This window comes from Amycolatopsis lexingtonensis (assembly GCF_014873755.1).
GTDB classification, from domain to species: domain Bacteria; phylum Actinomycetota; class Actinomycetes; order Mycobacteriales; family Pseudonocardiaceae; genus Amycolatopsis; species Amycolatopsis lexingtonensis.
Map to the genome: position 1 here is coordinate 106,321 of NZ_JADBEG010000001.1, position 13,267 is coordinate 119,587.

At 73.2% G+C, this 13,267-nt stretch carries 17 protein-coding genes; 7 read left to right on the top strand and 10 right to left on the bottom strand.

Going from position 1 to position 13,267, the window contains the following annotated elements:
* Positions 1-3: 3 nt before the first annotated feature.
* Genes H4696_RS00460 through H4696_RS00470 form a run of 3 tightly spaced genes read right to left on the bottom strand, consistent with a single transcriptional unit; the run spans position 4 to position 3,103 of the window.
* Positions 4-984 carry a TolB-like translocation protein gene (locus tag H4696_RS00460; protein ID WP_086863526.1) on the bottom strand — a complete coding sequence of 327 codons (981 nt, stop codon included), beginning with the start codon at positions 982-984 and terminating at the stop codon, positions 4-6.
* A complete protein-coding gene (locus H4696_RS00465; RefSeq protein ID WP_169735117.1) occupies positions 981-2,225 on the bottom strand; it encodes an MFS transporter in 1,245 nt (414 codons plus the stop codon). The genes H4696_RS00460 and H4696_RS00465 overlap by 4 nt, the downstream gene beginning before the upstream one ends.
* 5 nt (positions 2,226-2,230) lie before the next feature.
* Positions 2,231-3,103, bottom strand: coding sequence for an alkaline phosphatase family protein (locus tag H4696_RS00470; RefSeq protein ID WP_086863527.1), 873 nt, complete (start codon positions 3,101-3,103; stop codon positions 2,231-2,233).
* Between the two features lie 237 nt (positions 3,104-3,340).
* On the opposite strand from H4696_RS00470, the gene H4696_RS00475 reads away from it, so the two are divergent.
* The 6 genes from H4696_RS00475 to H4696_RS00500 are packed head-to-tail and all read left to right on the top strand — an operon-like array spanning position 3,341 to position 7,181.
* A complete protein-coding gene (locus tag H4696_RS00475) occupies positions 3,341-3,589 on the top strand; it encodes a hypothetical protein (RefSeq protein ID WP_086863528.1) in 249 nt (82 codons plus the stop codon).
* A complete protein-coding gene (locus H4696_RS00480; RefSeq protein WP_192781972.1) occupies positions 3,586-4,518 on the top strand; it encodes an FAD:protein FMN transferase in 933 nt (310 codons plus the stop codon). The genes H4696_RS00475 and H4696_RS00480 overlap by 4 nt, the downstream gene beginning before the upstream one ends.
* The gene (locus H4696_RS00485) at positions 4,515-5,084 is read left to right on the top strand and encodes a ferric reductase-like transmembrane domain-containing protein (protein WP_086864934.1); all 570 of its coding nucleotides are present in this window, start codon (positions 4,515-4,517) and stop codon (positions 5,082-5,084) included. The genes H4696_RS00480 and H4696_RS00485 overlap by 4 nt, the downstream gene beginning before the upstream one ends.
* Entirely contained in the window at positions 5,081-6,211 is a 1,131-nt protein-coding gene (locus tag H4696_RS00490; RefSeq protein ID WP_086864933.1) for an NADH-ubiquinone oxidoreductase-F iron-sulfur binding region domain-containing protein, read from the top strand. The genes H4696_RS00485 and H4696_RS00490 overlap by 4 nt, the downstream gene beginning before the upstream one ends.
* Complete coding sequence (locus tag H4696_RS00495) at positions 6,208-6,402, top strand: ferredoxin (RefSeq protein WP_249027246.1); 195 nt, start codon at positions 6,208-6,210, stop codon at positions 6,400-6,402. The genes H4696_RS00490 and H4696_RS00495 overlap by 4 nt, the downstream gene beginning before the upstream one ends.
* A 41-nt stretch (positions 6,403-6,443) precedes the next feature.
* A complete protein-coding gene (locus H4696_RS00500; protein ID WP_086864931.1) occupies positions 6,444-7,181 on the top strand; it encodes an SIR2 family NAD-dependent protein deacylase in 738 nt (245 codons plus the stop codon).
* A gap of 10 nt (positions 7,182-7,191) precedes the next feature.
* Here the strand turns inward: H4696_RS00500 and H4696_RS00505 are convergent, their stop codons facing one another.
* Entirely contained in the window at positions 7,192-7,485 is a 294-nt protein-coding gene (locus H4696_RS00505) for a putative quinol monooxygenase (RefSeq protein ID WP_086864930.1), read from the bottom strand.
* A gap of 65 nt (positions 7,486-7,550) precedes the next feature.
* Entirely contained in the window at positions 7,551-8,759 is a 1,209-nt protein-coding gene (locus H4696_RS00510; protein WP_086864929.1) for a glycosyltransferase, read from the bottom strand.
* Between the two features lie 251 nt (positions 8,760-9,010).
* Between H4696_RS00510 and H4696_RS00515 the strand changes: the two genes are divergently transcribed.
* Positions 9,011-9,334: an STAS domain-containing protein gene (locus tag H4696_RS00515; RefSeq protein ID WP_158104432.1), complete on the top strand. Its 324-nt coding sequence runs from the start codon at positions 9,011-9,013 to the stop codon at positions 9,332-9,334.
* On the opposite strand, the gene H4696_RS00520 is transcribed toward H4696_RS00515, so the two are convergent.
* The 5 genes from H4696_RS00520 to H4696_RS00540 form a co-directional block, all read right to left on the bottom strand.
* On the bottom strand, positions 9,331-9,639 hold the full coding sequence (locus H4696_RS00520; RefSeq protein ID WP_086864927.1) for a protease inhibitor I42 family protein: 309 nt from the start codon (positions 9,637-9,639) through the stop codon (positions 9,331-9,333). The genes H4696_RS00515 and H4696_RS00520 overlap by 4 nt on opposite strands.
* A gap of 4 nt (positions 9,640-9,643) precedes the next feature.
* The gene (locus H4696_RS00525) at positions 9,644-10,057 is read right to left on the bottom strand and encodes a hypothetical protein (protein ID WP_143265431.1); all 414 of its coding nucleotides are present in this window, start codon (positions 10,055-10,057) and stop codon (positions 9,644-9,646) included.
* Between the two features lie 9 nt (positions 10,058-10,066).
* The gene (locus tag H4696_RS00530; protein WP_086864925.1) at positions 10,067-11,197 is read right to left on the bottom strand and encodes a C1 family peptidase; all 1,131 of its coding nucleotides are present in this window, start codon (positions 11,195-11,197) and stop codon (positions 10,067-10,069) included.
* 138 nt (positions 11,198-11,335) lie between these two features.
* The gene (locus H4696_RS00535; protein ID WP_192781973.1) at positions 11,336-11,626 is read right to left on the bottom strand and encodes a hypothetical protein; all 291 of its coding nucleotides are present in this window, start codon (positions 11,624-11,626) and stop codon (positions 11,336-11,338) included.
* Between the two features lie 215 nt (positions 11,627-11,841).
* On the bottom strand, positions 11,842-13,251 hold the full coding sequence (locus H4696_RS00540) for a serine/threonine-protein kinase (protein ID WP_338078644.1): 1,410 nt from the start codon (positions 13,249-13,251) through the stop codon (positions 11,842-11,844).
* Between the last annotated feature and the right edge of the window lie 16 nt (positions 13,252-13,267).

Consider the following 13,267-nt stretch of genomic DNA (forward strand, 5'->3'; position numbering starts at 1 on the left):
CCGCTACGACCCGAGCGCGGCCGGCGATTCCGCCTCCGGGATCAGCAGCCGGGGCGCGCCGGTGCCGTCGGCCGGCACCGACCAGACGTCGGCGTGGCCCGGCCCGCGCGCCACGCCGTAGCCGATCGTGTGGTCGTCGAGCCAGGCCGGCTGGTCGTCCACGCTGCGGGTCTCCGCCAGCGGCGTCACCTTCGAGGCCGCCAGGTCCAGCACCGACAGCCGCCAGCCGCGGGCCGGGTCGCCGTCCACCGCGGCCTTGAACGCCACCCGCGTGCCGTCCGGGGACAGCGACGGGCATTCGACGTTTTCCCGGATCGTGCGGATCGTGTGCGCGGCGAAGTCGCCCGCGACGAGGTACCGGTGACCCGCGGACGACATCGTCGCGTAGAAGTGGCGGTCGTCGGCGGTGAACGTGACGCCCCAGAAGTTGAGGTCGGCCGCCTGGTACGGCTTGCCGTCGAGGGTCACCGCGTAGTCCTCGAGCGTGCCGGCCAGGTCGCCGGTCGCGGTGTCCAGGATGCCGGCGCGGGTGGAGAACATGCCGCCGTTGTAGGAATCCCCGGTCACGAACACCGTCCACGCGAGCATCCGCCCGTCCGCCGACACGCGCGCCCGGTTTGGCAGCCCGACGAGCGGGATCTCGCGCTTGGACGTCAGTTGCGCGTCCAGCACCGCCAGCTGGTAGGTGGTCAGGTCGCCGTCCGGGCGCAGGCAGAGCCCGGTGCCGCCGGCGGCGTACACCCGGCTGCAGGACAGCGGCGAGACCGTCCGTGGGCCGCCCGGATCGGTGGTGGACACCGTCGCGATGTGCCCGCGGTCGGCGTCGGCCGTGCTGCGGAACAGCAGCCGCGGGCCGGGGGAGAGGCTGATCGCGCCGGTCGCGGTGACGTCGTGGCCGCGCGCGCTCGCGAACCCGACGTACGCGACCGCCGCACCGGCCAGCACGAGCACGCCGGCGACGGCGATCAGGATCCGGACCTTCATGCGGCAGCCTTCCGAGGGGAGAGGACGGCGAACGTCACGCCGATCGCGACGACCGCCGCGCCCGCGGCGACGCCGATCGCGAGCTCGGCGCCCCAGAACTGCCAGGCCAGTCCGAAGAGGACGGACGAGGTGAAGTACGCGAGCGCCTGGACGGTCTGCACGAGCGAAATCCCCGTGGTGCGCAACGACTCCGGCAGCAGCGGACCGGCCAGTGCCATCAGCACGCCGTCCGTCGCCGCGTAGAAGGTGCCGTACAACGCCAGCGCCAGCGCGAACAACGGCCACCCTGACACCGGCCCGGCCAGCAGCAGGTAGACGACGGCCAGCGCGCCGTACCCGCCGAGCACCACGGGCAGCCGCCCGATCCGGTCGGCCAGCGCGCCCAGCGGCGCGGCGAGCAGGAGGTAGCTGAGGTTGGTGCCCACCGCCAGCAGCGGGAACCAGCCGGTGGCGATGTCTTCCTTGTGCTGCAGCAGCAGGTAGACGAACCCGTCGCCGACCGTGGCCAGCCCGAGCACGCACGCCGCCACCAGCAGCCGTCGCACGCCGCTGCCGCGCAACAGGGCCGCCGCCGCGCGCGGGGAGACCGTCTTCGGATCACTGCGCGGGGTCCGGTGGTCGCGGACGAACAGCACCAGCAGCAGCACGCCGATCGCGGCGACGCAGAAGCTGACGACGAACACGGCGTCGAAGGCGTCGGGCTCGGCGGCGCCGACCGCGGCGAGCACGGCGAGCGCGACCAGCGGGCCGGCGAACGCGCCGACGCTGTCCATCGCGCGGTGCACGCCGAACGCCCGGCCGAGCAGCGGTTCGGGCGCGGACAACGTGATCAGCGCGTCGCGCGGCGCCGTCCGCAGGCCTTTGCCGGTGCGGTCGAGCGTGATGACCGCGCCGATCGCGGCGGCCGACGCCCCGGCGGCGAGCAGGCCGAGCTTCGCGACCGCGGACAGCGCGTACCCCGCGCCGGCCACGACCTTGCGCCGCCGGACCCGGTCGGCGACGTACCCGCCGACGATCCGCAGCAACGCCGTCGCGCCGGTGTAGAGGCCGTCGACCAGCCCGTACGCGGCGGGGCTGAGGTGCAGGCCGAGCACCAGGTAGACCGGCAGGATCGCGGTGACCATCTCCGAGGAGACGTCGGTGACCAGGCTGACCGCGCCGAGCGCGAAGACGTTCGCGCCGACCGCCGAGAGCTTGCCCTTCGCGGCGTGCTCTCGGCGGCCGATGGTGGAGAGGTACACGCGGGTTACTGCCAGACGTCGAGGATCGGCGACTTGCTCGCGGCGCCGCCGATGCCCGGCAGGCCGTAGGACGCCTCGATCGTGCGCAGCACGGTGTAGTGGTTGATCGATTCGCTGTAGCTGCCGACCTTGACGTTCGCACCGGTGAACGTGGTGAAGATCTGGTTCACCGACGTGCCGCTGTCCTCGTCGAAGGTGGTGATCAGCAGGCTGTTGTGGGTCTTGGCCCACTGCGCGTAGGCGTCGAGGTGGTTCTTCAGCCAGGTGTCGCCGGTGCTGATGCTGCAGTCGTGCATGTCGTTGCACATATCGGGCGTGACGAACGAAACGGTCGGGAGCTGGGTGAAGTCCGACGGGAAGCTCGAGAACCGGACATTGCTGGCGGCCGGGACGTTCGAGAAGTCGACCCAGCTGTTGTGCTTCCGGCGGTAGGTGCCGCTGGAGCAGCCGGTGTAGCCGTCGGACGGCATGGCTTCGGAGTAGCCGGTGAACGTCTTGCCCGCGCCGATCAGCTGCTGGCCGAGGTTGGCCTTCGCGCCGAGGTTCGCGGGGCAGCTGTCGTCGGTGACGCCCTGCGTCGCGCCCGAAAAGAGGGCGACGTAGTTGGGCTGGCTCGGGTGGGTGATCGCGAAGGAGTTCGTGAACTTCGCGCTCTGCGAGGCGAGGGTGTTGAAGTAGGGCGCGCTGGAACTGCCGTTGATCGAGGAGTACTTCTTGTTCTCGAACATCACCAGGACGATGTGGTCGAACGCCGGGACGGCCGCCGCGGCCGGCTGCACGGCGGGCTCCCCCTCCCGGGTGACGACCGCGGCCGTGACCGCGCCCGCCGTGACGAGCGCGGCGGCGGTGAACACGGCGGCGATCCGCTTGCGGATCATGGGGTCCTCCAGCGTGTGGTGGGTGCGGGCGCCTCATGATGCTCACGCCGGAGGACGGGTGCGTGCCGTGTCGTGGTCCGGTTGGTGAACACCAGGAAACCTTCGGCGGACAACGGAAAGAGTGGGTTAATGGCTTTCCGGTGTCAACCTCCTTTGGTAGGTGTCCACAATGGCCGGTCAGGGAGTTGACAGGTCGCTCCCAGCTCGTTCAAAGGAACGGCGCCGAAACTCGGTCACATGGACCACACGACGGCAAGCAGGACCGCTCACCGGGAACGGGGTCGCCGCAAGGCCGCCCTGGCCACGGCCGTGGCCGCCCTGCTGGGCGCGGCCGCCGCCGGCGCGATCGGCTTCGGCCTGTCGTCGGCGAACGCGGACACAGTGCAGAACACGACGACTTCGGGTGACCAGGAACAGCTGCAGGCCCCGGACAGCGGCCTCGGCGCCGGTTCCGGCTCCGCGCACACGGGCTCGGGTGCCTCGTGACGACCGCGGCGACGGCGTTCCGCGCCCTGGGCACGACGGCGGAGGTGGTGGTCACGGACCCGGCCCGGCTGAGCGTCGCGGCCGAGCTGCTGCACGAGGAGCTGGCCGCGATCGATCGGGCGTGCAGCCGGTTCCGGGCGGATTCGGAGATCTCGCGGCTGCACGAGCAGGCGGGGAAGCAGGTCCGGGTGGGGCCGTTGCTGGCGGAGGCACTGAGAGTCGCGCTGCGGGCGGCTCGGGTGAGTGAGGGGCTGGTCGACCCCACGGTCGGGTCGGCCGTGCGGGAGTTGGGGTACGACCGCGACTTCGCCGAGGTGGCGGCTCGTGAGTCCCGCTCGGCGCCGGGTCGGGACGATTTCGCCGCGCCGACACCCGCGCCCGGCTGGCACCGTGTCCTCTTCGATCCCGGGCAGCGCTTCGTCGTCCTGCCCCGTGGCATCCGCCTGGACCTCGGCGCCACCGCGAAAGCCCTCGCCGCCGACCGGGCCGCGCGGCGGATCCACTCCGTCGTCGGGTGCGGCACCCTCGTCAACCTCGGCGGGGACCTGCGGGCCGCCGGGCGCGGGCCGGTCGGCGGTTGGCAAGTCGCGCTGGCCGACGACCACGCCGGTGCCGTCGCCTCACCCGATGCCACCGTCGCGCTCCACCGAGACTTCGCCTTGGCCACCTCCGGGATCACCCGGCGGCGCTGGCGCCACGGCGGCCGGACGGTGCACCACATCGTCGACCCGCGGACCGGCGACGTGCCGGAATCCCGCTGGCGCACCGTGTCCGTCGCGGCAAAGTCCACTGTGGACGCCAACACCGCGGCGACCGCGGCGATCGTGCTCGGGACCACCGCACCGGACTGGCTGGCGCGGCGACGGCTCCCCGCGCGGCTCGTCGGGGTCGGCGGCGACGTCGTCACCACCGCGGGGTGGCCGTCGTGAGCGCCGCCGTCTGGTACTTCAGCCGCGCGACCGGGCTCGTCTCGCTCGTGCTGTTCACCGGCGTCGTCGTGCTCGGCGCGCTCGGCGCCGGCCGGTTCGCGACGCCCGGGTGGCCGCGGTTCACGATCGCCGCGGTGCACCGGAACCTCGCGCTGACCAGTCTCGCCTTCCTCGCCGCGCACATCGCGACGGCGGTGCTCGACGGCTACGTCCCGCTGGGCTGGCTCGACATCGTGCTCCCGTTCGGCGCGGGCTACCGGCCGTTCTGGGTGGGCCTCGGCGCCGTCGCGATCGACCTGCTGCTCGCGATCGTCGTGACCAGCCTGGTGCGGACCCGCTTGCCCGCGCGGGTGTGGCGCGCCGTGCACTGGCTGGCCTACCTCTGCTGGCCGGTCGCGCTGGTGCACGGCATCGGCCTGGCCGAGGACGACGCCGCGCGCGGCTGGATCGTCGCGCTCGACGTGCTGTGCGCGGTGGCCGTGCTCGGCGCCGTCGCCTACCGCGCCGGCGTGCAGCACGCCGATACCGAAACCCGCAAGCTCTCGCCGCTGGGAGGCACCCGATGAGCGTCCTGCCCCCGCACCGGCTCGACCTGGCCGGGCACCGGCGCCGCAACGGCGTCGTGCCCTGGGTTGCCTACCACGGCGACGACGGCCGCGACCGGCTGGTGGAAGCCGTCGAGGCGGCCGGCCTGCGCGGCCGGGGCGGCGGTGGCTTCCCGACGGCGGTGAAGCTGCGCGCGGCCCGGTCGCGGCGCTCGATCGTCGTCGCGAACGGCTGCGAAGGCGACCCGCTCAGCCGGAAGGACGCGGCGCTGCTGACGCTGGCCCCGCACCTCGTGCTGGACGGCCTGCAGCTCGCCGCGCACGCCATCGGCGCCGGCGAAACCGTGCTGTGCGTGCACGCGGGGAGTCCGGTGCTGCCGAGCGTCGCCGCGGCGCTGGCCGAGCGCGACGACCGCGTGCCGGTGCGGATCGCGGAGGTCCCGCGCCGGTACGTCGCCAGCGAGGAGAGCGCGCTCGTCCACTACCTGACGGCCGGCGACGCGCGGCCGCTGGGCAAGGAGCCGCGGCCCGCCGAACGGGGGGTGCGCGGCCGTCCGACGCTGGTGGACAACGTCGAGACCCTGGCGCAGCTCGCTTCGGTGGTGCTGCTCGGCCCGAGCCACTACCGCGCTGCCCGCACGGACCTGGTCACGGTGACCGGCGCGGTCCGCAACCCGGGCGTCTTCGAGCTGCCGTCGGGGCCGTCCCTGACGGCGGTGCTGGCCGCGGCCGGCGGCGAAACCGAGCCGGTGCAGGCGGTGCTCGTCGGCGGCTACGGCGGGACCTGGACGACCGACCTGCGGCTCGGGCTGTCAGGGATCCCGGCGGTGTACGCGCTGCCCGCGAGCGCGTGCGGGCTCGAGTACACGGCGAAGGTGCTGGCGTTCCTCGCGGCCGAGTCGGCCCGGCAGTGCGGCCCGTGCATGTTCGGCCTGCCCGCGATCGCGGCGGACTTCGCGGAGCTGGTGCGGGGCGGCCCGTCGGTGCCCCGGCTGGCCCACCGCCTCCCGCTGCTCACCGGCCGCGGCGCGTGCGCCCACCCGGACGGCGCGGCCCGCCTGGCGTCGAGCGCGTTGCGCACGTTCGGCGCGGACGTGGCCACCCACCAGGCCGGCGGCCGGTGCCGGGTGCTGGAGGGAGTGGCGTGAACCTCTCGGTGGACCCGATCGGCTGCCGCGGGCACGGCTTGTGCGCGGACCTGCTGCCGGAGCTCGTCCGGCTCGACGAATGGGGTTACCCGGTGCTGAAGCCGGGACCGGTGCCCCCGGAACTGACGGCGGACGCCCGCCGCGCGGCGAACGCCTGCCCCGCATTGGCTTTGCGGCTGAGGAAGGCGTAATCCGCTCGTCCGACGACGACGTACTGGCTAACCTCCGGACCATGGACCTCTACGACCGGATCCGCGGCGCCCGGCTCGTCGGTGTGCTCACCGGCGCCGGGATCTCGACCGCGTCGGGCATCCCCGACTACCGCGGGCCCGACGGCGTCTGGACTCGCTCGCCGAGTGCCGTCGACGCCTTCACGCTGACGAACTTCATGGCCGACGCCGCGGTGCGCGCGGAATTCTGGCGCACCTACACCGGCCACGCCGCCTGGCGGGCCGAGCCGAACGCGGCGCACCGCGCGCTGGCGGACCTCGACCGCTCGGGCACCGCCGTGCGCGTGCTCACCCAGAACGTCGACGGCCTGCACCAGCGGGCCGGGCTCGCCGCGCGCAAGGTCCTCGAACTCCACGGCAGCATGCACACCACGCGCTGCACCCGCTGCCCGGAGCGGCTGCCGACCCCCGAAGTGCTGGCCCGCGGCGAGGCCGACCCGCGCTGTTCCCGCTGTGGCGGGATCCTGCAGCCGGACATAGTCCTTTTCGGACAGATGCTGGACGGCGACCTGCTCGACCGCGCACGCGCCGTCGCGGCGGCGAGCGAGGTCTTCCTGGCCGTGGGCAGCTCGCTCCAGGTGGAGCCCGCCGCGTCGCTGTGCGCGGTGGCCGAGCAAGCCGGGGCGACGCTGGTGATCGTCAACCGCGACCCGACGCCGTACGACGAGACCGCCGACTTCGTGCTGCGCGGGGACATCGAGGTCGTCGTGCCGGAGTTGTGCGCCGCCCTGGTGCCCTGAGCACCCGCGCTCAGTCGAACGGGCCACCGGTCCGGGCGATGACGTGCTTGCGGACCCCGCCGCCCTCGAACGGCAGCCGTACCGAGGGTGGCGGGGCCGACGCCCGCCACTCGGCGAGGACCTCCTCCGACTCCCAGTACTCGAAGATGTTCACCCGCCCCGGCTCGACCGGGTCCGGTGAGATCGAGACGTCGAGGCAGCCGGGGTGCCGGCGCGCCTCCTCGACGATGCGCTGGTGGCCGCGGACGAAGCGGTCGCGGTCGGCCGGGGCGACGTGCACCGGTCCGGCGATGATCACGGTCATGCGGGCTCCTTTCCCGGAGTGCCGGTCGTCCGGCCGATGAACGGCGCCCCGGGAAACCGACACCCTCAGGCGGACGTGAGCGGCGCCGTCGTCAGCAGGTGACCCGCCGCCACGCTCGCCCCGTCCGCGCGGACCTCGCCCGCGAACACCCGCGCGCGCGTGGCCACCGAAGGACGCAACGCGACCTCCAGCGCCGAAGTCAGCGCCGCGGCGGTCGGCACGCCCGGCTCCGTCGCGGCGCCGATGCCCAGGGATCGGACGCGGCCGGCGAAGTAGTGCTGGTCGTACATCTGCGGCACCACCACCTGGGGCGCGCCCGCGCGGGCCGCCGTCGTCGTCGTGCCCGCGCCGCCGTGGTGGACGACCGCCGCCACGCGGCGGAAGAGGGCCTGCTGGTTGACCTCGCCGACACTGAAGCAGTCCGGGTGCGTGGCGGCCGTGGCGAGGTCCGCCCAGCCGCGGGCGATGACCGCGCGGCGGCCGTGCGCGCGGGCCGAGGCCAGCATCGCCTCGGCGAGCTCGCCCGGGGCGCGCATGCTGCCGAAGCCGAAGTACACCGGCGGCTCGCCCGCGTCGAGGAACTCCGCCAGCCCGGGCGGCAGCGGCCGCTCGTCCGGCCACAGCCACGCACCCGTCTGGACGACGTGGGCGTCGCCCGGTTCGGGCCACGGGGCCAGCGCCGCGTCGGCCGCCAGCCAGGGGCGGCCGGAGAACACGTGCTCCGGCAGGTCCGTGACGGGTGGCTGGCCGGCCGCCGCGCGGTGTTCGTTGACCCGCACGCCGAAGAATGTGTTCCAGCGGTCCGCGTCTTCGGCCCAACGGGCGCGGTTTTCCGCTTTTCCGGGCGACCGCCACGGCATCGGGGGCGGCGCGTGCAAATCCGATGGCAGGGTGATCGGGCAGAAACTCGCGTACACGTAGGCGGCGCCGCGCCGCTCGGCGATCGAGCGGGTGGCGAACTGCAGGGCACCGGCGGCGACGAGGACGTCGCAGCCCTCGGCCGCCACTGCGATCGTCTCGAACTGGGTCGTCACGGTGTCCTCGGCCGCCTTGCGGATCTGGTCCGGCGTAGGCGGAACCCGGTGCGCCGACGCGGTTCCGCGCAGGTGCGGGCCGATCGGCACGACGTCGAACCCGAGCTCGTCGAGCCAGTCCCGGAAGTCCGGCGGCACGCACAGCCGGACGTCCTGCCCGAGCGCTCTCAGTTCCGAGGCCAGCGCCACCACCGGCTGAACTTCGCCCCGCGAGCCGATCGTGGACAGCAGCACGCGCATGGAGAATTCCCCTCACTGGAAAATGGTGAGCCCGGATTGTGGACCCGCTCCCGGGCCTTGCCGCAAGCCCCGGGGTGCGCTATACAGTGAAATGGGGAGAGGGACGCGCGTGTCCTCTTCGAGTTCCGATCGTGCTGCTTCCGGTGTGCTCTCCCGGCCCGCTCAGCCTGCGCCCGCCCGGGCTCCTGACGTAACCTTTGATGACCGAACCCGGACCCGGTGAGGAAAAACCCGGTCGGCAGGAGGTCAGGATGACACTTCGCAGCGTGCTCCTCGGAGACGAGGTCATCTTGTCCGTCGACGGGGTCTTCGACGGCGGGTTGGCCCCCACCTACCACCAGGCGATCGAAGACGCCTTCGCCGCGGACGTCCGCCGGGTGGTGGTGGACCTCGTGCAGGCGACGGCGGTCGACGGCGGCGGCATCGCGGTCCTGGCCGCGACGGCGGCGGGCTGCGCCGCCCGCGAGACCCAGCTGATCATCGCGATGCCGCAGGGCGTCGAAGCCGTCATCACCGATCCGGCGCAGGTCAGGCTGCTCTTGCGCAGCTTCGAGCCCTGGCAGGACGCCGGTTAGCGGACCCGGACGGTGAGCCGGAAGCGGCGCAGTTCGCTGTCCGGCGCCCACGGCCGCGCGTGCCGGGCCACCAGCGTCGTCTCACCCGGCCCGTCCGCGTGCAGGACGAACCGGTGTTCGCCGGTGCCGCTGGCCCGGTCCGCCACCGGGTGGAGGGTCTCTTCGACCACTCGCAGCGGCGGTTCCGGGCCGTCGAGCACCCACTGGTAGCCGGTGCCCGCGTTCTCGGGCAGGCGCAGCTCCAGCCGCTCGCCGGGCGCGACGTCCGCCGCCGCGCCGTCGGCTTCGAGCGTGATCACCCGCACGGGTTCACCAGAGGTAGATCTCGTGGATCAGGCCGTCGGCGGCCTCCGGGTAGGTGACCGAGCCGGCGAGTTTCGCCGACGTGGCGAGCATCAACAGCGCTTCGTGCACGCTGTCGCTGTTCGTCGCGATGCGCCGCCAGCCGACGGCGTCGACGAAGGCGTACCCGTTGCGGTCGGCGTTGTTCGTCCAGAGGGCGAGCACCTTCTTGTTCGACTGCCAGGCCGCGGCGGTGGTGACCGCGGCGGCGGCCTGCGGGGCACCCGGCGGGCTCAGGACGGGTTCGGCGGCCGGCTCGGCGACGACAGCGGCCGTCGCCGCGTGCAGCTGGTCGGGGGTGAGGGGCTGGGGCGCGTTGTCCGGGCTGGCGGCCGGAGCCACTGCCGTCGGCGCGCTGGACGGGCTGGTCGATGCGGCCATCGCGGGCTCCTAGAAGACGTAGGTCTCGATGATCGTGCCGTTGTTGTTGAACGCGTTGACCGGACGGCCACCCTGCTTCGCGGCGATCAGCTCGATCAGCATCGCCTTGTTGATCACTTCGTCGTCGGCGGCCAGGTGCAGCCAGCCCATGTTCTGCAGGTACGCCCAGGTGTTGCGGTCCTGGTCGTTGCTCCACAGGCCGAGCACCGACGTCGAGCCGGTCCACGAGCGCAGGTTCACCGAGCCGACCTGCTCGACCTGCCAGGTCTCGATGCCGCATTCGCCGTAGGCGATCCGGAAGAAGCCGCCGTCGCCCCAGTTGGTGCTCCAGCTGTTCTTCGCGATCCAGCAGCCCTGGCTGTCGTCGTAGCCGACGAGCGACACGCAGTGGCCGCCGGCGAGCGCGCCGGTCACGTGCCGGTAGACGCCGGTCTTGTAGGAGAAGAAGTCCTGGTACACCAGGAAGCACGCGATGAGCGAGCCGCGCGCGGCCAGCTGTTCCTTCATCGCCGCGGGGTTGCCGGTCAGCGCCGTGTACGACGGCGTGGTCGCGAGCCGGTTCGGCCAGTCGGCGTTCAGCTTGGCGCCGGCGCGGTTGCGCGGGCTGTACGGGAAGTAGTCCTCGTAGGTGATGCCGACGTCGTGGCAGAACTTCAGCGCGCGCTCGGGCATCCAGCCGGTGTCGCAGGTCGCGCCGTCGTTCGCGCCGTGGGTGTAGAACAGGTGCGCTTCGGAGAGGTCCAGCTGCAGGCCGGGCTGGCCGCGGGTGAACGCGGCGACCGTCTCGATCGTGGCGGCGGTGCCGAAGGAAACGCAGGAACCGCAGTCGCCCTGGTCCTTGACCGGGGTGACGTAGTTGCCGCCGCCCGCGTTGCGGCTGTCGAACTGCGCGGCGGCGCCGGCCCCGGAAACGGCGGTGGCGCGGGCGGCTTCACCCTGGGCGAGGGATTTCGCCGTCGATTCCAGTTCCTGCCGTTCGGATTCCGGCGGGAGGGGAACACCCAGCCGGTGGCGGCGCTGGTCTTCTTCGAGGATGGTCATGGAGTTCTCGCCGGTGACCCAGGGATGGCCCTGCGCGGCGAGTTCGGTGCGGACCCGGTCGAGATCGACCGGTGACGCGGGGGTTCCGGGATCGGCCATGATGACTCCCCAATCTTCGACGCCTCACGCGGCGGTGGCCGTGCCCGACCGGTTCTACTCCCGCCGCGGCGGTGTCCACCAGGGAGGTCATCCTTTTGCCGAGGAGCAGTTTTGTGGCGACCGGAAAATGGGGACCGGTCAAGAAATCTCGACCGGATCGTCGTTTTTCGAAACCCATTCCCGGGTGATCAGTTCTTCGGCGAAGATGGTGTCGATCTTCCGGCTCGCGGTCCGCAGTTTCGCGACGCCCGCGCCGAGCGGCACGAGGGCGGCCAGCGCCGCCGGCGGCCAGACGACCCCGGCGATGATCAGGGCCGACGCCGCGAAAACCGCCCGGAGGGTGACCCGGTGCCACGCGGGACGGGGCTTGGCGTGCCGTCCTCGCGAGGGGTGGGGAACGGGCCGCGCGAGGGCAGCGTGGACACTCATCCAGACCTCCGGAATTCCGTGGAACCGGCCGGGCGGGGGATTCCCGGCGGTGGTGCCCGCTCGTTCGGCACACGGTGTGTGTCGAGGTGGGAGGCCTTCCGGTTACCGGTCGTTATTGCTTCGAGTCCGAATTCGGGAAATGTGGCTCACCGTTGTTTCGGACGCTTTTCGGCACCAGGGCCGTTCGGCCCGGATCCGCCCGCCGGACGTCCCGCTCAGGCGTTGTCGTGCCCGCCGGGCCCCTTGCCCTTGCCCCGGGTTTCGCCCTTCCCGGTCTTGCCCGGCTTGGTGGGCGGCGGGGCCGCGGGGGTGGGGGTCTCCTGGGTGACGGCGGCGGGTTCGAGCGACGGCGGGGTGACCGGCGGCGGCTGCGGGTCGGGGGTGCCGCGGTCGGCGAGCGGCGCGGAGGTGACGGACGGCGAGGTGGTCGCCGGCGTGGGTGGCTGGGCGGGGGTGGTGGTCCCGGTGTCCGGTTCGGTGACCAGGGTGGCGGCGAGCACGGCCACGGCGGCCACGGCGAGCGCCCCGCCGACGGCCATCCGGCGCCGGGCGGGCCGCGGGTCGGCCGGGGGCGCGGCGAGCGCGGCGGTCTCGGGGGGTGCGGAGTGCTCCGCCGAGGTGACGTCGAGTTGCTCGGGGGAGGCCGTGACCGCACCGGCCGGAAGGCGCTCGACCGCCTCGAGCCTGCGTCGCCACAACGGGCGGCGGACCAGGGCGGTCACCGGCGCCGGGGCGTGCAGCAGCCGCCGCACCTCCTCCGCCGTCGGGCGATCGCCCGGCTCCCGGCGGGTCATCCGGCGCAGCGCGTGCGCCAGCGAGCTGGGCACCTCCGCCGGGATGCGCGGCGGCCGGCTGAGCCGGGCCATCGCCGCTTCGACCATCGTGCCCGCGTACTCGCGCTCGCCAGTCAGGCACTCCAGGAGGATCAGCCCCAGCGCGTACACGTCCGCCGGCGGGCCCGCCGGCTCACCGCTGACCTGCTCCGGGGCCAGGTACGCCGCGGTGCCCGGAACGACGCCCGTGCCCGTGATGTGCGTCGTGTCCAGTGCGTGCGCGATGCCGAAGTCGCCGATCAGCGGGCCGTCCGCGGACAGGAAAACATTCGCCGGCTTCAGGTCGCGGTGGACGACGCGGCGGGCGTGGACGTGGGCCAGGGCCTCGGCGAGGCCGTCGGCCAGCGCCGTCACCTCCGCCGCCGGCATCGGCCCGCCGAGGAGGCGCTCCGCCAGGTTTTCGCCCTCCACCAGCTGCATCACCAGGTAGGTGCGGCCCTTCTCGCTCCCGCTGTCGAGCAGCGCGACCACGCCGGGGTGGCTGATGCCGGCCTGGATGGTCGTCTCGCGCAGCCGCCGCCGCTGGTCAACCGGCAGCGCGTCCCGGTCGTAGATCTTGACGGCGACCTCGCGGTCCAGCCGCAGGTCGTAGGCCCGGTAGACGCGGGCCGTGCCGCCGCTGCCGATCAGCCTGCCGACCTCGTAGCGCCCGGCCAGCAGGCCCGGCGGCCGTTCGTCGTCCGGCGCCCGGCGCGGGGTGGTGGTGAAATCGCCCAGCACGTAGCGGGCGCACGTGACGTCGTCCGAGTCGCCCGCCGTCGGGCGCCCCGTCATCCCGGCTTCGTCGGCCACGGGCGGCAAGTACCCC

What these genes read in the sequence shown, in the direction of transcription:
- H4696_RS00460 (WP_086863526.1), bottom strand. Translation starts at nt 984, where the DNA reads ATGAAGGTCCGGATCCTGATCGCCGTCGCCGGCGTGCTCGTGCTGGCC.
- H4696_RS00470 (WP_086863527.1), bottom strand. Translation starts at nt 3,103, where the DNA reads ATGATCCGCAAGCGGATCGCCGCCGTGTTCACCGCCGCCGCGCTCGTC.
- H4696_RS00475 (WP_086863528.1), top strand. Translation starts at nt 3,341, where the DNA reads ATGGACCACACGACGGCAAGCAGGACCGCTCACCGGGAACGGGGTCGC.
- H4696_RS00490 (WP_086864933.1), top strand. Translation starts at nt 5,081, where the DNA reads ATGAGCGTCCTGCCCCCGCACCGGCTCGACCTGGCCGGGCACCGGCGC.
- H4696_RS00500 (WP_086864931.1), top strand. Translation starts at nt 6,444, where the DNA reads ATGGACCTCTACGACCGGATCCGCGGCGCCCGGCTCGTCGGTGTGCTC.
- H4696_RS00505 (WP_086864930.1), bottom strand. Translation starts at nt 7,485, where the DNA reads ATGACCGTGATCATCGCCGGACCGGTGCACGTCGCCCCGGCCGACCGC.
- H4696_RS00510 (WP_086864929.1), bottom strand. Translation starts at nt 8,759, where the DNA reads ATGCGCGTGCTGCTGTCCACGATCGGCTCGCGGGGCGAAGTTCAGCCG.
- H4696_RS00515 (WP_158104432.1), top strand. Translation starts at nt 9,011, where the DNA reads ATGACACTTCGCAGCGTGCTCCTCGGAGACGAGGTCATCTTGTCCGTC.
- H4696_RS00525 (WP_143265431.1), bottom strand. Translation starts at nt 10,057, where the DNA reads ATGGCCGCATCGACCAGCCCGTCCAGCGCGCCGACGGCAGTGGCTCCG.
- H4696_RS00530 (WP_086864925.1), bottom strand. Translation starts at nt 11,197, where the DNA reads ATGGCCGATCCCGGAACCCCCGCGTCACCGGTCGATCTCGACCGGGTC.
- H4696_RS00535 (WP_192781973.1), bottom strand. Translation starts at nt 11,626, where the DNA reads ATGAGTGTCCACGCTGCCCTCGCGCGGCCCGTTCCCCACCCCTCGCGA.